This is a genomic window from Geitlerinema sp. PCC 7407 (genome assembly GCF_000317045.1).
Taxonomy (GTDB): domain Bacteria; phylum Cyanobacteriota; class Cyanobacteriia; order PCC-7407; family PCC-7407; genus PCC-7407.
On record NC_019703.1, the window covers coordinates 762,219 to 782,191 of the forward strand.

The window sequence follows — 19,973 nt, forward strand, 5'->3', positions numbered from 1 at the left end:
CTCCCTTCGTCCGCATCGTTTATATCAAAGTCAAGGTTGACGCCAAAACCGAACTCGTCCCGATGGAACTCTACGCTGATGGATCCGTTAAGCGCGCAGCCTAGGTTTCACTCCCTTCATCAACCCTCAATGACGTTTAGGCTACATCCTTTAAAGTTTCCAAAAAGTTGCCATCCAAAAAGAGGAGCGATCGCCCAAAAGGGATCGCTCCTCTCGCTTTTTAAAGATTCAATGAATCTTGAGTTTCGGTTAGCCTTGGGGCATGGTTGAGCGGACAGATTCTCGCTGATGTAGCGCTTCAAACCAGGTTTTTAGATGGGGATATTGGGCCTGCCAACCTGTGCCAAATCGCAGGCTATAGTACCCGAGAGCGCAGAGGGCAGAGACATCAATGGCGCTCCAGTTTTCCCCAAAAAGATAGGGGTTCCCCGACAAGCGTTGATTCAAGAAGTGTAATAGCCGATCGAGGAGCTGCTGGAGCTTGGCCTGATCGGCGGCGTCGGGGGTGCTCTTTTGCTTCTGGAACCAGAGGCCAACGACGGTGTCCATCAGGGTGTCTGCTAGCTCCTCGCCCTGGCGGCAGCGCAGACGCTCTGCGCGATCGCTCGGGTAAAAGGCTGGCTCAGGATAGGTCTCGTCGAGGTATTCGACGATTTGGGTCGAGTCCCACAGCACCAGGTCGTCTTCGACCAGGATGGGGACTTTGCCGATGGGAGACAGGCGCAGCAGCTCGTCGCTTTTGTTTTTGATGTCCGTTTCCCGCAGCTCACAGGGAAGCTGCTTTTCAGCGAGGATGATACGCACCTTGCGCGCATAGGGCGATCGCTGGGCGTAGTACAGGATGCGATTCATAGGCAAAATTTTGTATCACACGATACCATTTTAGCGGCTAGGAGCGATCGCCTTCGGTTAGCCGAAACACATCTACTAGAATCTCGCCGGAGCCCAGCCGCCGCTTGGGCGACAGCGTGTCGTAAACCACGAGCAGCCCCTGGGCACCCCCCAGGCAGGAATAGAGCGCCAGCCCCTCGGCCCGGTCTTCTCCCGGGAGCAGCGGCAAATCAAACATCCTGTGCAGATGCTTGCTGTCCTGGTAGACCAGGCTGTTTTCGTCGCGATCGAGGGCGTTGCGCCACCGGAAAGTGCGGATCGTGGCGTCTAGAGTCATGGTCGGGCCGCCCAGCACGATCAGGTCGTCGCCATCAAAGCACAGCTCTCGGATGCCCAGGCCGCTGAGATCCAGCAAGTGCTTGCGGTAGAGCTCGCCGCCATCGCCGATGGGCTGGAGGACAAGGTCGCCGTCTTCGGCAGTGACCTCGATTTCCAGAATCACGGCCCAGCCCCGCAGCACCGGCCCCCGCAACCCCAAAAAGACGCGATCGCCCTTCACTGCCAAGCCTTCAATGTCAAAGCCGTTTTCCTTGGACGGCAGACCGCTGCTGACGTAGGTTCCCAGGTGCTCGTCGGTCTTGAGGGCCTCCATGAGGGCATTACTCGCGTCGCCAACGGCCAACTGGGCCGCCGTCAGCTGGTGCGAGCTTTCTTGGGGATCTTCGACGCTCTTGACCAGCTTCCCGTTGATCACGGGCACTCGCCCCAGCAGGTAGCGATTGACCTCGCTCTTGACGGTTTTGAGCCGCTCAAGATCTTTGTCGGGCTTTTTGCCCTTGGGCCGCTTGCGCTTGGTGCTGTGGGACCCGGTCACCCACAGATACCCCGCAGAGTAGTCCATGCCCTCGATGTCGATTTCTCCTTCTGGGTCCGGCAGCGCCAAAAAGTCTCCCAAATTAAAAGACTGATGATCGCCAAAGACCATGGGCTCAAGGGGCGAGAGACGCTCAAGGGTTGTCAGCTCATCGGAGCCCACCCACAGGCTGCCGTCTGGCGTAAAGGCTGCGGCGGAGATGTCCTCCAGCAGATCAGAGTCATCGGTAGCAAAGCGCAGCAGAACTCGGCTCAAGAGAAACGGTGATGTCATGGGGGGCGATCGCTGACAAGCGATGACGAAAACAAAAAGAAACTAAAAAGCCGCTATCCCAGCACAAATATTTTGCGTCTAGGAGGCATCTTGGGTTGAGTATAGGCAACTCCCTAGGCCGCAAACCTTAATTTTGCGTTAGTAAAAACAAATGTAAAAAGGCTGACCCTAAAGAGAGTCAGCCCAGAGATGGAAGGAACTTGGGAAAAAAGGGCGATCGCCCTTTGGCTGCCTAGGACTAATCAGCCAAACAGATTAAGCTATTAGGCCTTGTTCTGAATCGCGTCTGCTGCATCCTCAACAGCGCGCCGAGTGGTTTTCACGTCAGACTGCACCTTATCTTCGATCGCGTCTGCTGCGTCCTTCACGGAGCGACTGGCACTTTTCGTGACGTTCTCACCTGCGTTTCGAGCGTTCTCTTGCAGGTTACGAGCGCCGCGCTGAGCGCCCTGGGTCGCATCTTGGGCCGTCTGCTTCACGCTCCGAGCGGCTTGTTCTGCTGTTTCTCCAGGCTCAGCGTTGCTGCGAATATTCGCAAACACGCCGCCCAGGCCATCGGTCTGCTGAGCTTGCTGCTTCGCGTTCTTCACCAGCTTGTCAGCCTTGGCAGCAGCCCGACTCGTGTCTCGCCGCGGGTCTGTATCCGGATAGACGTTCATGCCGCCTTCCTTGGCTTGGCGAGGCCGATACAGCTCTGTTTCAGGCTGATTTGAGCCATTGGTCAGACCCTTGGTAGCCATGCCCGCATCTTGGCCGCAGGCTGTGCTCACAAGCAGCAAAACCCCTGCCAAAAAGACAATCACAATCTGTTTGAAAGATCCTAAAACCTTCTTCATACCTAGTCTCCATTTCTTCTCATGAAAATCTCTCGCCAGCGCTGCTTTTGGGCTGCTCTGGCTGCAATAGTTCAATATTTCCGAACGATGTCTGAGAACTCCTTAGGGAACCAGCCGCAGCCCACTTCAAAGGTTCTGCGTCTGTTCGCTTCTCTAGGTTAGGAGGCCAGGGGCGATCGCCTCGTCTAGCACAAGTTGCATATTCCCCAAACTTGTACCGCCTCTTTCTATCCCTCAAGGGAGAGACCCCACCGCCCACCAACCGATCCCAAGCCCGTCATGCTAGAACTTTCAGCCTTTACCCGCGAACTCAAGAAATTTTTAGATTCTGTGAGTAGCAATCTACTGCCTCCTGAAAAGGCAATAGGCACTAAATCAAGAAATTAAACTATGCCCCTGTAGCCTTCTGTGAGTAGGTAAGGATAGTACGACTGTTGAAGCGGAATGGAAATAGACAACAAGCCTTGAGCAATCAAATCAATATCTAAACGGTGTCTGCCTTACTGGACAAATGTTTCTGTTGTAACAATAATTACGCGTACTCGCTAACCCTAACGCTTAGGCTCTGAGCCAACACATAAAAATATTTTCGCTAAACTAGGAAAATGCGAGCCTGTTGTGCTGTATGTGGGCTCTACTCTCGTGGTTAGTTGGCCAAATTCAAACCTCTAACACCCGCGAATTTGCTCTGTTTGCTACACCTTCTCTCAAGAGCTAGGGATCTCTGTAAATCCCTCAAACTCACCCTTCACCCAAAGTTGACGAAGAAGTCTGGCAGTCTTTTGCAAAGACACTTCATGACCTGTGTTGAGACACAGGCTTGTCAGACTTGCCGTGAGGATATCAACTGATTGGGTGCTCAGATGATGAGGCTCTTGATGTCGTTGAATTTTTAGGTTTCTAGTGATGAATCACGAACAACTAGTTTTTGAGTTGCTAGTCAAGCTTGAAAAAATGCAGCCTCTAGGCGATTTCTCGAGCGAGCAAGCGCTGTACGACTATCTTCAGGTTCAAGGTGCTTCATCAGACGAAGTACGCTCTTGCCTCAAGTACATGCGTGCTCAGGAATGGATTGAAACACAGGAAATTGCAAGAGGCGTTGATTTTCACCCCAGAAGCTTGACGGCCTTAGGCATTGATCGTCTACACAGCCTCCGGAGCTCTTCTTCGGATAACTAACGGGCGAGCATTGCTGGTATCCGTCGGCAATTTGTTGAACGCGCCTCTAGAGTTGCTCAACGCGCTACTGGTACAGATGAGACCATCACAGAGGAGAGCGTCTCGCCCTTGCCCTTGAAACGCGAAAGCCCCGCACTAATGCGGGGCTTTCGGGAATGGACACAACTGGACTCGAACCAGTGACCCCCACGATGTCAACGTGGTGCTCTAACCAACTGAGCTATGCGTCCGAACGGATAACTAACGTAACACAGGTTTCTGGCAAAAGACAAGCAAAATCGAAAATTTTTTGGTGATTCCTGGCAGAGTGCCTGGGGAAGCGCCAAAGCTCCCCCAGACGGGCTGGACTAGAGCGTCACCGTGTGGGCGTCGCGGATGCCAGGAACCTTGGTGATCTCGCTCAGGATGCCATCCGGCAGCGGATCATCAATGCTTAGGACCATCACAGCGTCCCCTCGGACGATCTTGCGGCCGACCTGCATGCTGGCGATGTTCACATTGAAGCTGCCGAGCAGAGAGCCGATCTTGCCGATGATGCCGGGCATGTCGCGGTGCAGCGTCAGCAGCATGTGGCGGCTCGGGGGCACGTTGATGGGGAAATCGTCGATCGTCGTGATGCGGATTTCGCCATCGCCCAGGAGAGTGCCGGTCACCGAGTGCTCACCCAGGGAGCCCTTGGCGATCAGGCGCAGGGAGCCTGCGTAGTCGCGCACAGAGTCGTCGCGAGTCTCGACCACCCGAATGCCGCGCTCCTTGGCTTCGATGCTGGCGTTGACGTAGTTGACGCGCTCTCGCAGCGCCTGGGAGAGCAGGCCCTTGAGGGAGGCGATCGTGATGGGTTTGCTTTCCATCGCGGCCAGTTCCCCTTGGAGGCGAATGGTGAGGGACTCGATGCGGCCGCCAGCGAGCTGGCTGACCAGGGTGCCCAGAGTCTCGGCCAGCTGGAGGTAGGGCCGGAGCTTCTCGAGGACGTCCGGATAGAGGCCGGGGATGTTGACGGCGGAGCGAGCCGGCAGGCCCAGCAGCACGTCGCGAATCTGCTCGGCGACGTCGATGGCGACGTTGACCTGGGCCTCAGCGGTGGAGGCGCCCAGGTGGGGGGTGAGCACCAGATCTTTGCCGACGGCGCGCAGGACCGAGTCTTCTTCGAGGGGTTCGTTTTCGAAGACGTCGAGGGCAGCGCCGCCGATCCGGCCTTCGTTGATGGCAGCGGCGATCGCCGCTTCATCGATAATGCCGCCCCGGGCGCAGTTCACAATCCGGACCGTGGGCTTCATGGTTGCCAGGGTCTCGGCGTTGATCAGGTGGGTGGTTTCCGGGGTCTTGGGGATGTGGAGGGTGATGTAGTCCGCCTCGCGCAGCAGGAAATCGAGCTCGACTAGGCGGCAGCCCAGCTGCTCTGCTCGCTCGCTGGAGATGAAGGGATCGTAGGCGAGGAGCTTCATGCCCATGGCGCGGGCGATCGTGGCGACATGGGAGCCGATTTTGCCGAGACCGACGACGCCAAGGGTTTTCTTGTAGACCTCAACGCCCATGAAGGACTTGCGGTCCCACTTGCCGCTCTTGACGGACTGGTTGGCGTCGGGGACATGCCGCGACAGCGACAGCATCATGGCGACGGCGTGCTCTGCTGCTGCGATGGTGTTGCCCTCGGGGGAGTTGACGACGACCACCCCCTGGCGGGTAGCTGCCGGTACATCGACGTTGTCTACGCCGACCCCTGCCCGACCGATGATCTTTAGCTGAGTTCCGGCCTCGATAACTGCGCGCGTTACTCGTGTGCCGGAGCGAATCATGAGTGCGTCATATTCAGGGATAATGCGCACTAATTCTTCTTCAGATAGCCCCGTTTGCACATCAACTTGGGCGACTTGAGAAAGAATGTCGAGACCGGCTTGATCGACCGGATCAGAAACTAAAACCTTGGGCATGGTTGAGACAGTTTGCCTTTCAAAAGTAGCAATGAATGGGTGGGCAGCGATCGCTGCTCAACGTTGGTGAAAGCCTGTCTGAACGAGATGTTCGGAACCCAGTCAGCAGCAGGGCAAAATTACCACGAGAGGACATTTTACTGCAATGCGGCCTCGCTGCTGTCGGGACAATAGAAAAGTTTTTCAATTCTCTTGAACGCCAAAAATGCGCCCCTTCCGTCGGTGATTTTGCGAAGAAGAATCGGTTACCCGAGATTGGAAATTTGAAAAGCGTGAATTTGTCTGGGCGATCGCCCCCTCAGCCCTTCCTGCTGTACGCTTTTTCTGAGTGGTTGCACTGAAAATACGCCTCTTTTTACCTTTTATATGAATTACCTTGTTGCTGTTTTGTCCGATCGCATTCAGGCTGAGGAAGCTTATTCGGCCCTGGAGCGGGCTGGCCTGCCCCTAGCGCAGGTGGCGATTTTGGGACGGGGCTACCAGAGTGCCGATGAATACGGCCTGATCGATCCCAAAGAAGAGGCGTGGAAGCAGGTGCGGCGCATGGCGTACTGGGTGATTCCCTTTGGCTTTGGGGCGGGGGCGACCTTTAGCGTGCTCACCGGGCTCAATACCTTTGCCTGGGCCGGTGAGGTGGGCAATCACATCGTCGGCGGCTTGCTGGGGGCCGTCGCGGGCGCCATGGGCAGTTTCTTTGTGGGTGGCGGCGTGGGGGCTGGGCTGGGCAGCGGGGACGCGCTGCCCTACCGAAACCGCTTGAGTGCGGGAAAATATCTCATAGTGGTAAAGGGATCAGCGGATTTGACCCGCAAGGCGACGCCGATTTTGCGGGCCTGCAACCCCGAAAACCTCCAAGGCTACGCCGATCCCACTGCCTAGCGTTTTTTCTCCCCTGTCCTCAACCTGCCCATGCTACCCAGAGACGAATTGCTGCAAAAAGCTCAAAATCGCGAGGCCGCTGCTCAGCTAATTGATGCGGCGGAGCGGGCCATCAAGACCTGGGAAGTGGTGCTGACGGACTTTTTGTCGCCCCCCGAGATGGCCGATGCTCAGCAGATGTTTGGGCGGCTGACGGAGGTGCAGCTGATGGGCTGGGGCGGCTATCCCCAGGCGGAGCGGCAGCGGCTGGCGATCGCCCGGCCCGAGATTCCCCTGGAGGCGAGCCAGGTCGAGGTGGCGGTGCTGGAGATCGCGGGCAACTTCTTGTTTGACCCGGCGACCCACCGAGATTTCTTGGGGGCGGTGCTGGGTACGGGCATCGTGCGCGACAAGGTGGGCGACATCGTGGTGCTGGGCGATCGCGGTGCCCAGGCCCTCGTGGTGCCCGAGATGGTGGACTTTTTGGCCATGAGCCTGACCCAGGTGCGATCGGTGCCGGTGAAAACCCAGCCCATTGACCTGGCCGAGCTGAAGGTACGCGAGCCCAAAAAGAAAGAAATGACCACGGTGGAGGCGTCGATGCGCCTAGATGCGATCGCCTCCGCTGGTTTTGGCATGTCCCGCAGCAAGATGGCGGATCTGATCACCGGCGGCGATGTGCGAGTGAACTGGCGCGACGTCACCCAGGCCAGCTACCAGGTGAAGGCTGGGGATTTGGTGGCGGTGCGGGGCAAGGGCCGCCTGGAAATCGGCGAAGTGGCGGTGACCAAAAAAGACCGCTACCGCATCCAGCTCACCCGCCTGATGTAGGGGCGATCGCTCCCAGCAGGCTTTATTTTGTAGCGGAAATATCTGACATTTTCGAGCGCGATCGCCTTCTATCCTGGGCACTCTAGAGACGAAATCTCAGACAGTTTTGGGTGTCCTATGGCTCGGTTGAATCGACAAGCGCTCAAGCTCCTCACGCGAGAACTCGATCGCCAGGTGCAGCTCGATCCAGCCCTGGCTATGGGGCGCGATCTGGTGCTGCGGCGCTGGGATCGCCTGCTGGAGCGAGACGGGGAACCCGCGACCCTGGCCGAGCTGCAAGCGTCGGTAAAAGACCTGTTTCCCAACTTCAGCGATCGCGTGCTGGAGCGCGCCGCCGCCGCCAATCGCCCCTCTTTCTTTGGCAAGCTGGTGGGGCCGCTGGTGACCCTGGGGGTGATTGGGGTGGGCGTGCCGGGGTTCATTTGGCTGGTCAACCTGCCCTATCCGATGATTCGCTGGCCCGTGGCCCGCACCGCGCCTATTTTGCTGCTGCCCAGCTTCATGCAGATGGACCACAGCTATCGCCAGACGGTGTCGCTGGTGGAGCAGGCCGATCAGCTGGTGAACCAGGCGACGGGGCCAGCGGACATCGAGCTGGGAGCCGAAAAGGTCAAGGCGGCTCAGTCCCACCTCGACAAGCTGCCTGTCTGGTTTTTGGGCTACTATCCCCAGCGCTACTGCTCCCTATTTTCCTGTGGGTGGCAGTTCACCCTCGATGAGTTTCGGGGGGCGCGGGCCAGCATCGGCCGCATGGAGGCGAAGGTGTTTCAGGAGCAGCAGGCCGCTGCGGCTCTCGAAGAGGGGACCGGCGCGATCGCCCAGGCCCAGCAGGCCTATCAGCAGGCTGGCGATCTGAGCACCAAAACCAGCGCGATCGCCGCTTGGCAGGCCGCCATTGACAGCGTGCATCAGGTGCCCGCCGCCACCCTGGCCGGACGCATGGCCAAAACTCAGCTGATCGCCTACGAGCGCGACTTCCAGCAGGTGGCGACCCTGGCCGGCGCCAACAGCAAAGCCGATCGCCTGATCAGTGCGGCCAAAGCCTTTGGCATGGAGGCGGCGACCCTGGCCCAAAATCCCCCGCACACGGCGGACGAGTGGCAGGCGATCGCGGAATTGTGGGCCCAGGCGATCGCCAACCTCGATCGCGTCTCCCAGGAGGATCCGGGCTACGAGACGGTGCCGCCCCTCAAGGCCAAGTACGCCACCAACCAGGTCCAGGTGAAAACCCGTTTGGCCGCCGAGCGAGATTCGGTGGTGGCCTACGACCAGGCCCAAAGCGCCTACCAAAATCTCCTTCGCAGCCTGCCCGATGACGGCAAGGTGACGAACCGCAATCAGGCGATCGCCCAAATTGCAGAAATTCGGCGATATCTGGTCAAGGTGCAGCCAGGGACCACGGTCTACACCGAGGCCCAGGCGATGCAGCAGTTCGCCGACAAAAAGCTTAAGGACCTAGGCCAGTAACCACGGCGGTTCCTTGGGGGCAAGCGCTGAGAAAACCGTGGGGGGCGATCGCCCTTTCCTGGGTTTAACCCGCGCGGCCAATGGGGCTCCCAGGCCAGCCTTTCAGGAAGGCAGGGGAGTCTTTGTGTTGTTTTTCAAGATGTGTAGAGAGAATTCACGCTATGCGACTGTTGGTTCAACTGCTGGGCTTCGGGCTGATGCTGCTGGGGCTGTACTACCTGGGCAAAAATATTTTCTTCACCACCTCCGTGAGCCCCTACTGGTGGCGCGGCATTGCGGCGGATCTGTCGGTGCTCTCCCTCACCTTCGGCGTCGCCATGCTCGCCATCTTGCCCCGCAGCGCCAAGACCCTGGGTTTTGTGTGCATCGCCTTTGGCATTTTGATGGTGATCGTCAGTAGCCGAGCGATTTTGACCCCCATGAGCCTGTGGCAGTTTGTGATCTCTCTGGGCTCCTTTGTCTTCGGCTTCCGGATGATGCTAACGGGGCGGCTGCCGGTCTGAGGCCGGGCGGGGCTGCTGGGCGATCGCCTTCGGCAAGTCCAGGCTTTGGACAAACTCAAACACCCCGGGCCGCTGGTCCTGCCAAGCTGCGCGCTGGCGGCGAATGTCCCTCAGGTGGGCCTCGACGGTCTGCGGCGTGACCCAGACCCCAAAGTCCGCCGGAATCTGGGGATTGGCGACGCCGAACAGGCGATCGAGCACCCGGTCGCCGACGGTGCTGCGATAGTGGGAGCTGTCCCAGTAGTTCACCATGGTGGCGCTCACGGGCTCCATGGTGACGCTGTTGTAGCCCGAAAAGTCCCACACCGGCGTGATGGCCACGACTTGGCGCTTCCAGTCCTCAAACACCGGCCACAGCCCCGCCGCCCGTAGCCCTTCCCACTGGACCGCGTGGGAGGGGGAAATGAACACCTTCAGGTCAATGTTGTGGGAGCGACACAGGTCCGCGATCGCCCGCAGGTCTTCTAGGCGCGCCTCAGAAAGCTGGTAGCGTCCGTAGTACTCCTCACTTTCCAGGAAACCCCGGATCGACTGGGCAAACTTTTGGGGGATCGGTTCGTCGGTCTGGTTGCCGTAGATGTAGCGAAAGCCGTCGGGCCGGTAGAGATAGTAAGCTTCGCCCTCGACGTTGGCCCCCAGGGTGCGGCGGCTCGCCTCCAGGGACCCCAGGGAAACGGTGGTGCTCAGCAGGTCCCGCGGCCAGAGGGTGCGGCGATCGAGGCGCTCTTCGCTAAAGTCCGGCGCCGTGACCTTGTGGGTGTTGAACATAAAAAAGTCCACCCCCAAAACGACCGTCCGCAGGTCTGGCTGATTGGCGATCGCGTGCTCCAGATAGCGCCGCACCTCGTAGGTGTTGGGACCGACCAGGCCGAGGTTGTAGGCGGGCTGGTGGTCGGCCAGGGCGGGATGCTGGGGGTCAAGGCCGAGCTCGGTGCGAGAGGTGCCCAAAAAGACGGTTTTGGGCCGAATTCGAGTAATATCAGCCGCTTTGAACAGGCGCACATGGTTAAACTTCTCGGGGCGCAGACGATTGAGCCCAGGAACGTCGGGGCTGTCGAGGACCCCGAAGGGATCCATCAACCCATTCACAGCCCCGACGGTTAGCACACCGGGTATCACCAAGCCCAACAAGACGCGATTAAAGCGCTGATGCGTTCCCATAGTGGTGAATTTTTCGCTAGTTTCGCTAAACGATCACGAAGGAGCTGGCATTGAGGCTGCTGGACTGGACGCCGCTGAGGGTGGCCAGGAGCTCATCGGTGTTGTAGACGCGGATCAGGGTACCGCTGCCGCTGCTGGAGGGGGCGATCGCCAACTGATCGTAGCGAAGTCCACCGCCCAGCCCCAGGCGATCGCTGCCCACCTCGAAGTCCAGCACCGCCTCAGCCCCGCTGCCAGCCCTCAGCACAAAGGTATCGGCCCCGCTGCCGCCGAGTAGGGTGTCGAGGCCGCCGCGCCCATCGATCCAGTCGTTGCCCGCGCCGCCTTCGATCCGGTTGCTGCTCGCGTTTCCCAAGAGGCGATCGCCGTAGGCCGTGCCCACCAGGTTTTCGACGCCCGTCAGCGTATCGCGTCCCGCCTTGACGTCCAGCAGCGCGTCGCGCCAGACCTCGGCCATTTTGGTGTAGCCGCTGGTGCTGAGATGGAGATTGTCAAAGGACAAGTCGCTGTACTGGATCTGGCTAAACATGTCCACAAAGGTGACGTTGGCGCCCTGGGCCGCCTTTTGGGACACCATGCCCGGAATCGTGGCGTTGAAGGCCTCAACCTGGGCAGGGTCTCCGGTTCGGTTGATCGGCGGGATCGAGGCGACCAACAGGTTCGCGCTGGGCAGTCGCTGGGTGACTTTGTCGATCAGCTGGCTGAGGCGATCGGGGGCCGTGCTGAGCTGATAGTCTTGCAGCACGTCGTTGGTGCCGATCATCAACAAGATCGTGTCGGGCTTGTAGGTGTCGAGCCAGCCGTTGACGCTGCTAGAAATCTGGTCGATTCGCCAGCCGCCATGCCCTTCGTGATCGCGATCGAAGGTGCTGGGGCCGTCGGTCTGGGAGCCCACAAAGTCCACATCAAAGCGATCGCCCGCCGTCAAAAAGCTCCACAGATTGTCCCGGTAGCCCGCAGTGTCCCATTCCTTGCCGCGGGTGTTGGAGTCGCCGAGGGGCATGATCCGGTGGGTGCGATCGCCCGTCGAGAAGTAGCGCACGACGCTGCCCGCCGCCAGATCCGCCTCAATGCGGTTATTCATCCAGGCGTAGCTGGCGGTGTCCACGCCGCTGCCGCCGTCCAGCAGGTTGTTGCCGTCCTTGCCGATCAAAACATCGTTGCCGCCCAGCCCCTGAATCACGCTGCTGACGCTGTTGCCCGTCAGAGTTTCGCTGGCGCTGGTGCCGGTGATATTGGTGGGCGGCAGTGGGGTCACCGGCACCAGCTCGATGTAGTCAAAGCGAGCAAACTCGGACTGGTCCACGGCTCCCGCCAGGGTCAAGGTGTCGCCGGTATTGATTTGGACTGCTGAGGCGATCGTGCGGGTCGTGCGAGTCTGGGACGTGACGCCACCGTTGCCCCGATTTTCGTCAAAGGTCCAGCGGTACTGGGTGCCGCCCACGGTCAAAGACGCCGGCGATCGCCCGTCATTTTCGTCGAAGTAGCCTACGACCACGTCATAGGTACCGCTGGCGCCCGCGAAAACCTGGGTGGCGGTGCCCTGGGTGCTGGTGCCCTTGTAGAGCGTGATGCCCTGGCCGCCGGAGGCCGGGGACTGGGCCTCTGTCCGGAAGCCGCTGAGGGTCATGGCCTCCGCTTCGTAGCGAATGGGCGAGCCGGTGGGCGCTGGGTTCGGGGCGGGGGCGGTGTCGTTGTCGGCGATGGTCAGCGTGGCGCTGGTTTGGCTGCCCAGGGTGGCGCCATTGGTCGGGTTGCTGAGCTGAAGATTGACCGTCTCCGCGCTCTCCACAGTAGTGTCGTCCACGATGGGCAAGAAAACCGTTTTGCTGGTTTCGCCCGCCGCGAAGGTGACAACCAGGGGATTGCTAGTGTAGTCGCTGCCCGCGATCGCCGTTCCGCCGCTGGGGGTCAGGGTGACGCTGGCGCTGCCGTCGCTGCCGCCGCTCCGCACCACGGTGATGGCCGCGCCCGTGGTCGTGCCCTCGGTGACGCCAAAGCTGGCGCTGCTGAGGCCAAAGCTGCCCACGCTCGGCGGTGGCGTGCTGCCGCCCACAGGCACCAGCTCGATGTAGTCGAAGCGGGCAAACTCGGACTGGTCCACGGCTCCCGCCAGGGTCAGAGTGTCGCCGGTGTTGATCTGAATCCCGGAGGCCACTGTGCGGGTCGTGCGGGTCTGGGACGTGACGCCGCCGTTGCCTCGATTTTCGTCAAAGGTCCAGCGGTACTGGGTGCCGCCCACGGTCAGAGACGCAGGCGATCGCCCGTCATTTTCGTCGAAGTAGCCTACGACCACGTCATAGGTGCCGCTAGCGCCCGCGAAAACCTGGGTGGCGGTGCCCTGGGTGCTGGTGCCCTTGTAGAGCGTGATGCCCTGGCCGCCGGAGGCCGGGGACTGGGCCTCCACCCGGAAGCCGCTGAGGGTCATGGCCTCCGCTTCGTAGCGAATGGGTGAGCTGCTGATAGCCGGTTCTGGGGTAGGCGTGGGGCTGGGTTCGGGTGTTGGCTCTGGGCTGGGTTCGGGGCTGGGTTCGGGCGCTGGGCCGCTGGCGCTGACAAACTCGATGTAGTCGAAGCGGGCAAACTCTGCTTGGTCGACTTGACCGGCCAGGGTGATGGGGTCGCCATTGCGCAGGGTCACGCCCGTGGCCAGGGTCCGGGTGGCGCGAGTTTGGCTGGTGACGCCGCCGTTTCCGAGATTTTGATCAAAAACCCAGCTGTACTGGGTGCCGCCCACCGTGACGGACACCGGCGATCGCCCGTCGTTTTCGTCGAAGTAGCCCACCACGATGTCATACACACCATCGCTGCCGGTGAAGGCCGAGGTCGCGGTGCCCTGGGTGCCGCTGGCCTGATAGAGACCGATGATTTTTTCCCCAGACGCAGGCGATCGCCCCGACTCGATCACGAACCCTTGCAGGCTAAAGTCCTCTGCCTCCATCCGAATGACCGCCATGATCCAACCTCTCTCGCCTGTGTATTAGTGCTGAGATTGCCCCAGCGCTCTCCGGGGACATCAAAATTTCTCAGCCACAGCCTATACAGAGCCCCTAGAGAGCGACTACGGTATTTGCGTAATCTTGATGAAGGCTTTTTGGAATCCCCGTATTTTTGCGGAAAATATAAAGAAACCAATGGCTGATCTAGCACGATTGAGTCCGGCCAGATCAGCCATCGGTTCTCTATATTTCCGAACAGAGCGTCAGTCAGCGATCGCCAGAAGCCTTGCCCTAGGCAATGATGGTGATCTGCTCCGGCGTCAGGATGGGCGAGCCCGTCAAAGTAGCCAGGGTCACTGCACCTGCGCTGCCCGTGCCGTCGGGGTCATAGCGCAGCACCCCGCCGTCGTAGAGGAAGTTCGCGCTGGTCCCCAGGGGCGTTGTGCCATTGACCAAAACTCCGGTAGCCGAGGCTGCATCCAGGCTCAGGCGGGTCCCCGCCACCAGGCCGCCGCCAAAGGCCGACGCCGAGATATACAGCCGATCGTCGTCCGCAAAGTCCGTGATCGTGTCGCCCCGGTGGCTGGGCGATCGATACACAAACACATCGGCGCCGCCATTGCCCGTCAGCACATCACTGCCTGCGCCGCCTTCGAGAACGTTGACGCCCGCATTGCCAGTGATGTTGTCGTTGTAGGCCGAGCCCACGACGTTCTCGATGCTGCTGAGGCTGTCTTGGCTCTCGCCGAGGGCCGCAAACCAGCTATTGCTCAGGACCTGGTAGCTGGCCGCCGTCAGGTGAATCTGGTCTCCCGACAGGCTCGATCGGGTAAAGGTGCTGCTGCCATCGACAAAGGACACTTTCTTGCCCTGCTGCACCTTGTCGGCGACCAGGCTGGGCACCATGGCATTAAAGGCTGCGGCGTTCTGGCGCGACAGCGTGCCGCTGCTTGCTTGGCCCGAGGGCGGCACGGAGGAGACCAGGATGTGCGAGTTGGGAGAGACCGCTAGCACGCTGTCGATCAGGGTGCTCAGGCGATCGCGGGCAACCCCGGCACCGGCCCCTTGCAGCAGGTCATTGGTCCCCGCCATCAGCAACACATAGTTGGGCCGGGAGCTGTTCAAGGTCGCTCGAATCGCCCCGCCAGTGGTGCGCCCGTTCAGCTGATCGATGCGCTCGCCTCGATAGCCTTCGTGCTGGTCGTCAAAGGGGCGACCCCCAGGCGTTACCAGCGGGCCTGGGGCAGTGTCGGTCCCTGTCCTGAGGGAGCCCACGAAATTGATCAGCACATTGCGATTGGCAAAGGCGTCCTGGAGCAGGGGCCGATAGCCGCCGCTGTTGGTGTCTTCATTCAGGGTGCTGCTGCGGTTGATCACGCCGTAGGTCATGGAGTCGCCTAGCGGCATCAGGCTGCTGTTATTGGCGATCAGGTTGCGCGTGGCGGTGCCGCTGGCCAGATTGACGGTCATGGCGCTGGTGGCCTGGGCATAGCTGACGGTGTCGCTGCCAGCGCCGCCGTTGAGGGTGTTGTTACCGCCGCTGCTCCAGATTGTGTCGTTGCCTGCACCGGCGTTGATGACGTCGTTGCCGAGGCCGCCGTCCATCGTGTCGTCGCGATCGCTGCCGGTCAGGGTGTTGTTGTTGGAGTCGCCTCGAATCACGCGCGTTGGGACAAACTCGATGTAGTCGACCCGGGAGAACTCGCCGCCATTGTTGTTTCTGGCGCTGACGCCGCGAAGGGTGACGGTGTCATCACCATCGAGGTACAGGCCGCGAACGGTCCGGGTCGTGAAGTTAGCAGATTCTGGGACGCCGCTGCCAGCGGTTTGGTTGAGGTCCCATGTTTCCACCGTGACGCCGTTCACCTGAACAGCGAGCTTCGAGACGCCGTCGGTCTCGTCGAAGTGGGCCACCACGAGGTCGTAGTAGCCAGCGGTGCCGGTGAAGGTGGTGCTGGCGGTGCCGATCTGGCCGTCGATGCTGCCTCGGAGACCGAGGCCGATGTATTTGCCGCCAGAGGCGAAAGAGGCGCTGGTTGTCCCTGCGGGCTCGACGATGAAGTCGCCGCCAAGGGTGAGGTTTTCGGCTTCGATGCGCGTGGCGTTTCCGCTGTTGGCGAGGGGCTGGGTGGGGGTCTGGACGGCGACTTGGAAGGTGCCCAGGGAGCCTGCGACGACGGCGTTGCCGCTGGTGTCGAGGACCTGGTCAGCGGCGATCGCCACTTGATAGGTGCCGTTGTCCTTGGGGGACCACTGGCCGGCTGGGGCGGTGACGCGATAGGTGGCGGTGCGGGGCGTGCCGTCTCCAGCGGTGTCCACGCTGACGAGCTGGGCATTTTGGCTAAAGCCGTTGGGGCCGGTGACCACGACGTCGCTGCTGTCTAGGCTGCTGGCGTCGAGGGCGATGTTGTCGGTGAAGGTGACCGTAAAGGTGTGGGTGGTGCCGTTGACGACGTCGTTGGTGGTCAGGCTGGCGGTGGGCGGGATCTGCTCGGGCACATTGACCTGGAAGCTGCCCAAAGATCCGGCGGTGACGGCGTTGCCGCTGGTGTCGCGGACCTGGTCAGCGGCGATCGCCACCTGATAGGTGCCGTTGTCGCCAAAGTCCCAGCTGCCTCCCGGGGCGCTGATCCGGTAGGTCGCGCTGCGGGGCGTGCCATTGCCTGCTGGATTCACGCTGACGAACTGGGCATTTTGGCTAAAGCCGTTGGGACCGGTGACCACAACGTCGCTGCCATCAAGGGTGTCAACATCCATCCCGGCATTGTCGGTGAAGGTGACGGTGAAGGTCTGCTCGGTGGTGCCGACGGTGGTGATGTCGGCGGCCTTCAGCGTCGCGGCGGGAGCCTGGGTATCCGGCGCATTGACCTCAAAGGAGCCCAAAGCGCCCCCGGAAACCGCATTGCCGCTGGTGTCGCGGACCTGGTTAGCGGCGATCGCCACTTGATAGGTGCCATTGTCGTCAAAGTCCCAGCTGCCTCCCGGGGCGGTGATTCGGTAGGTTGCCGTTTTGGGCGTGCCATTGCCTGCTGGATTCACGCTGACGAACTGGGCATTTTGGCTAAAGCCATTGGGGCCGGTCACCAAAAGGTCGCTGCCATCGAGGGTCGCAACGTCGATGCCTGCATTGTCTGCGAAGGTCACCGTCAGGGTTTGGCTGGTTGCTCCCTCGCTGGTGACGTCGGTGACGCTCAGGGTTGCGGTGGGGCTCTGGCTGTCCGGCACGCTCACCTGAAACGAACCCAGAGTGCCCGCAGCCACGGCGTTCCCGTTCACGTCGCGGACCTGATTGGCGGCGATCGCCACCTGATAGGCCCCATTGTCCTCGACGCTCCAGCTCCCCCCCGGCGCGGTGATGCGGTAGGTTGCCGTGCGAGGAGTCCCATTGCCCGCCGCATTCACGCTGACGAGCTGAGCCCGCTGCGAAAAGCCATTGGGACCAGTCACCAGCACATCGTTGCTGTCGAGGGTCGCCGCATCAATCCCCACATTGTCGGCGAAGGTGATCGTAAAGGTTTGAGTCTCGCCCCCTTCGGCAGTGATATTGCTGGCGGTCAGCTGGGCCGTTGGCCGCTGGGTATCGGGCACCGTCACCCGAAAAGACCCCAGAGATCCGGCTGCGACGGCATTGCCGCTGGTGTCGCGGACCTGATTGGCGGCGATCGCCACCTGGTAGGTGCCGTTGTCGCCAAAGTCCCAGCTCCCCCCCGGCGCGGTGATCCGGTAGGTGGCGGTGCGCGGCGTGCCGTTACCCGCCGCATTCACGCTGACGAGCTGAGCCCGCTGCGAAAAACCGTTGGGGCCAGTCACCAGCACATCATTGCTGTCGAGGGTCGCGGCATTAATCCCGCGATTGTCGGCAAAGGTGACCGTAAAGGTTTGGGTCGCGCTGCCCGCCGTGGTGATGTTTCCGGCGCTCAGGCTAGCCGTCGGCGCGATCGTGTCGGCAGGCTGCAGCGGCGGGGTGCTGCCGGGAGGCCGGGTCAGGCGGCCCTCAAACTGGCCAAACAGCAGGTAGTGCTGAATGGCGCTGGTAAAAAATCCTGCCGTGACCGCTGCCTGGACGTCGCCGTAGGTCTGGAGATAAAAAGCGCTGTCAAAACTGCTGCTAAAGCTGCGGCCCTCGGTTTGGCCGATGAAAACAAAGTGCTGCCACGCGCTGGCAACCAGGCCCTGGCTGATGCCGGTCTGAACATCCGTGTGGGTACGGAGATAGTAGGCAGTATCAAATTGGGCAAAGGGCGATCGCCCCTCAAACTGACCAAACCGGACAAAGTGATCGAAACCGCTGACGAATTTGCCCTGCTGAATGGCGATCGCTACATCCGTATTTTGCTGAAGATAATATTTTTCATCGAAGAAGGGCGTCGGCGATCGCCCCTCTTTGTAGCCAAAGAGCAAGAAATGCTCTTCAGCGCTCTTAAATGAGCCTTGCTCGATGGCAATCTTCACATCCAGATTGCGGCTAAGATAAAAAGATTCACTAAAAATAGTGCTAGAAATTTTTCCGCCAAAAAGAGACTCAAAGGTGATCGAGACCTTAGTGGTTTCTGTTTGAGTCTGGGTACGGCCCAAAACTAAATCTCTATAGGAAATATTCATAAGTCTCTAGTGACCTCCACCAACATTTGACTGACTCATCGATGTTCTGGCTGCACCCAAATTCAGCCCGCACGAATCCAGCCAGACAAGACTATCCGAGGCTTTCTCTCAAATGAAGAGACGCCATCATGTCTTATCGGCGAGCAATTCTGCTGCTAAAAATTTCTGATTGAGAGCATGAAAAAACTCTCTGTCAGGCCCTGAGTAATGACGAATTTCTAAGAAATTCAACGATATTCAAAAGAGTTCGTCATCTCTATGAATTGGCAGTATTTTTTGAGAATTGCGCTCTAAGCTCAGGTCCAATCGTCAATCTCAAAGCCAATTGATTGGGGGCTTGCCGGCATGAGAAAAACTAAGGCCTGTGAATCAGCGAAAAACTCATTTGCTGGATTGCGATCGCCCTCAAAAACACCCTGCTTGAGCAAAACAATCATCAATGACCCTGACATAATCTACAGTTTTTTCAACTTAGGCATGCCGCTAAAAGCAAGGCTCAAACACGATGGGGAACAGCTTCCAAGGCGCAACGTAAACTGGGGGCACAGCTGCGCGAATACACGCAAGTTGCTAAGGCTCATACTAATCAGCCGCCAAACCTAATCGCTAGACACACGGCCGTATCTTTACCTACTCTTCACCGTGTTATTAGCTTCTCAGAAAAAGTTATGAAGTTTCGACAACCGACGGAACCTCGTCTCTGCGTGAATCGAGCGGGCAGGCTTGGGGAGAATGTCTAGCGCTCTTGCCCTGCTTGTGCGTGTTTCTAGCGAAAAGCCCAGCGATGTCTCTGCCACGGGTCTGCCGCAGTCTGTAACGCTCCTCGATACAATAGTGAGCGACTCTCGCAGTAGTTTTGGCCCATGACACCCCCTTCGGAATTGGATACTGCCCCGCAGCCAAATCTCGATCCTGCCCTCCATGCAGGTCCGTCCATGTTTTCAGGGACCGCTGGCAGCGAGAATTCTGATGAAGATGACTTGCCAGATGATGTCGAGATGGGCCTTTTTGACCACCTAGAAGAGCTGCGCATACGCATCTTCTATTCGCTGATCGCGGTGCTCACTGCCACGATTGGCTGCTTTGCCGTCGTCGACCAGATTGTGGTGCTGCTACAGCAACCGGCTCAGGGCGTCAAGTTTGTACAGCTTGCCCCAGGCGAATATTTCTTTGTGTCTGTCAAAGTGGCTGTCTACAGCGGCCTGCTGATGGCGACCCCGTTTATCGTTTACCAGATCTTGCAGTTTGTGCTGCCCGGGTTGACCCGTCGCGAGCGGCGTTTTGTCGGCCCCATCGTGCTAGGGTCGACCGTTCTGTTTGTGGTCGGTCTTACCTTTTCCTACACTGCCCTGACTCCGGCGGCGCTGCAGTTTTTTATCAACTATGGCGGGGGCGTCGTTGAGCAGTTTTGGTCCATCGATCGCTACTTTGAAATGGTCCTAGCGCTGCTGTTTAGCACCGCCTTGGCCTTCCAAATCCCGGTGCTCCAGCTTTTGCTGGGCGTGCTGGGCATCGTGTCGTCCAAGAAGATGCTGTCAGGCTGGCGCACGGTGGTGCTGGGGGCCGTGGTGTTAGGGGCGGTGATCACGCCCTCGACGGACCCGCTGACCCAAAGCATGCTGGGAGGAGCGGTGATAGGCCTCTATTTTGGTGGTGCCGGACTGGTGGCGCTGCTGGGGCGCTAGGGG

Annotated in this window: 13 protein-coding genes and 1 tRNA gene; 6 read left to right on the forward strand and 8 right to left on the reverse strand. The window is 59.7% G+C overall.

Annotated elements, in window-relative coordinates:
• Positions 1 to 249: 249 nt before the first annotated feature.
• The 3 genes from GEI7407_RS03225 to GEI7407_RS03235 form a co-directional block, all read right to left on the reverse strand.
• On the reverse strand, positions 250 to 852 hold the full coding sequence (locus GEI7407_RS03225) for a glutathione S-transferase family protein (RefSeq protein ID WP_015170694.1): 603 nt from the start codon (positions 850 to 852) through the stop codon (positions 250 to 252).
• A 37-nt stretch (positions 853 to 889) separates the two neighbouring features.
• Positions 890 to 1,978, reverse strand: coding sequence for a DUF3616 domain-containing protein (locus GEI7407_RS03230; RefSeq protein WP_015170695.1), 1,089 nt, complete (start codon positions 1,976 to 1,978; stop codon positions 890 to 892).
• A 263-nt stretch (positions 1,979 to 2,241) separates the two neighbouring features.
• On the reverse strand, positions 2,242 to 2,814 hold the full coding sequence (locus tag GEI7407_RS03235) for a hypothetical protein (RefSeq protein ID WP_015170696.1): 573 nt from the start codon (positions 2,812 to 2,814) through the stop codon (positions 2,242 to 2,244).
• Between the two features lie 906 nt (positions 2,815 to 3,720).
• Here GEI7407_RS03235 and GEI7407_RS03240 point away from each other — a divergent pair.
• Positions 3,721 to 3,993 (forward strand): hypothetical protein, encoded by a 273-nt coding sequence (locus GEI7407_RS03240; protein WP_015170697.1) that lies wholly within the window; start codon positions 3,721 to 3,723, stop codon positions 3,991 to 3,993.
• Between the two features lie 156 nt (positions 3,994 to 4,149).
• Here GEI7407_RS03240 and GEI7407_RS03245 read toward each other — a convergent pair.
• Positions 4,150 to 4,223, reverse strand: a tRNA-Val gene (locus tag GEI7407_RS03245).
• Between the two features lie 117 nt (positions 4,224 to 4,340).
• Entirely contained in the window at positions 4,341 to 5,924 is a 1,584-nt protein-coding gene (gene serA / locus GEI7407_RS03250; protein ID WP_015170698.1) for a phosphoglycerate dehydrogenase, read from the reverse strand.
• A gap of 366 nt (positions 5,925 to 6,290) precedes the next feature.
• On the opposite strand from serA, the gene GEI7407_RS03255 reads away from it, so the two are divergent.
• The 4 genes from GEI7407_RS03255 (at position 6,291) to GEI7407_RS03270 (ending at position 9,583) form a co-directional block, all read left to right on the forward strand.
• A complete protein-coding gene (locus tag GEI7407_RS03255) occupies positions 6,291 to 6,803 on the forward strand; it encodes a hypothetical protein (RefSeq protein ID WP_015170699.1) in 513 nt (170 codons plus the stop codon).
• Positions 6,804 to 6,833: 30 nt separating this feature from the next.
• Positions 6,834 to 7,613 (forward strand): photosystem II S4 domain protein, encoded by a 780-nt coding sequence (locus GEI7407_RS03260; RefSeq protein WP_015170700.1) that lies wholly within the window; start codon positions 6,834 to 6,836, stop codon positions 7,611 to 7,613.
• Between the two features lie 117 nt (positions 7,614 to 7,730).
• Positions 7,731 to 9,080, forward strand: coding sequence for a hypothetical protein (locus GEI7407_RS03265; protein ID WP_015170701.1), 1,350 nt, complete (start codon positions 7,731 to 7,733; stop codon positions 9,078 to 9,080).
• A gap of 161 nt (positions 9,081 to 9,241) precedes the next feature.
• The gene (locus tag GEI7407_RS03270; RefSeq protein WP_015170702.1) at positions 9,242 to 9,583 is read left to right on the forward strand and encodes a hypothetical protein; all 342 of its coding nucleotides are present in this window, start codon (positions 9,242 to 9,244) and stop codon (positions 9,581 to 9,583) included.
• On the opposite strand, the gene GEI7407_RS03275 is transcribed toward GEI7407_RS03270, so the two are convergent.
• The 3 genes from GEI7407_RS03275 to GEI7407_RS21285 form a co-directional block, all read right to left on the reverse strand.
• Positions 9,560 to 10,744 (reverse strand): hypothetical protein, encoded by a 1,185-nt coding sequence (locus GEI7407_RS03275; RefSeq protein WP_015170703.1) that lies wholly within the window; start codon positions 10,742 to 10,744, stop codon positions 9,560 to 9,562. The genes GEI7407_RS03270 and GEI7407_RS03275 overlap by 24 nt on opposite strands.
• A gap of 25 nt (positions 10,745 to 10,769) precedes the next feature.
• Positions 10,770 to 13,700: a Calx-beta domain-containing protein gene (locus GEI7407_RS19285; RefSeq protein WP_015170704.1), complete on the reverse strand. Its 2,931-nt coding sequence runs from the start codon at positions 13,698 to 13,700 to the stop codon at positions 10,770 to 10,772.
• A gap of 274 nt (positions 13,701 to 13,974) precedes the next feature.
• The gene (locus GEI7407_RS21285) at positions 13,975 to 18,135 is read right to left on the reverse strand and encodes a GDSL-type esterase/lipase family protein (protein ID WP_190274168.1); all 4,161 of its coding nucleotides are present in this window, start codon (positions 18,133 to 18,135) and stop codon (positions 13,975 to 13,977) included.
• A 1,085-nt stretch (positions 18,136 to 19,220) separates the two neighbouring features.
• Between GEI7407_RS21285 and tatC the strand changes: the two genes are divergently transcribed.
• Positions 19,221 to 19,970 (forward strand): twin-arginine translocase subunit TatC, encoded by a 750-nt coding sequence (tatC, locus tag GEI7407_RS03295; protein WP_015170706.1) that lies wholly within the window; start codon positions 19,221 to 19,223, stop codon positions 19,968 to 19,970.
• The last annotated feature ends 3 nt before the right edge of the window (positions 19,971 to 19,973 follow it).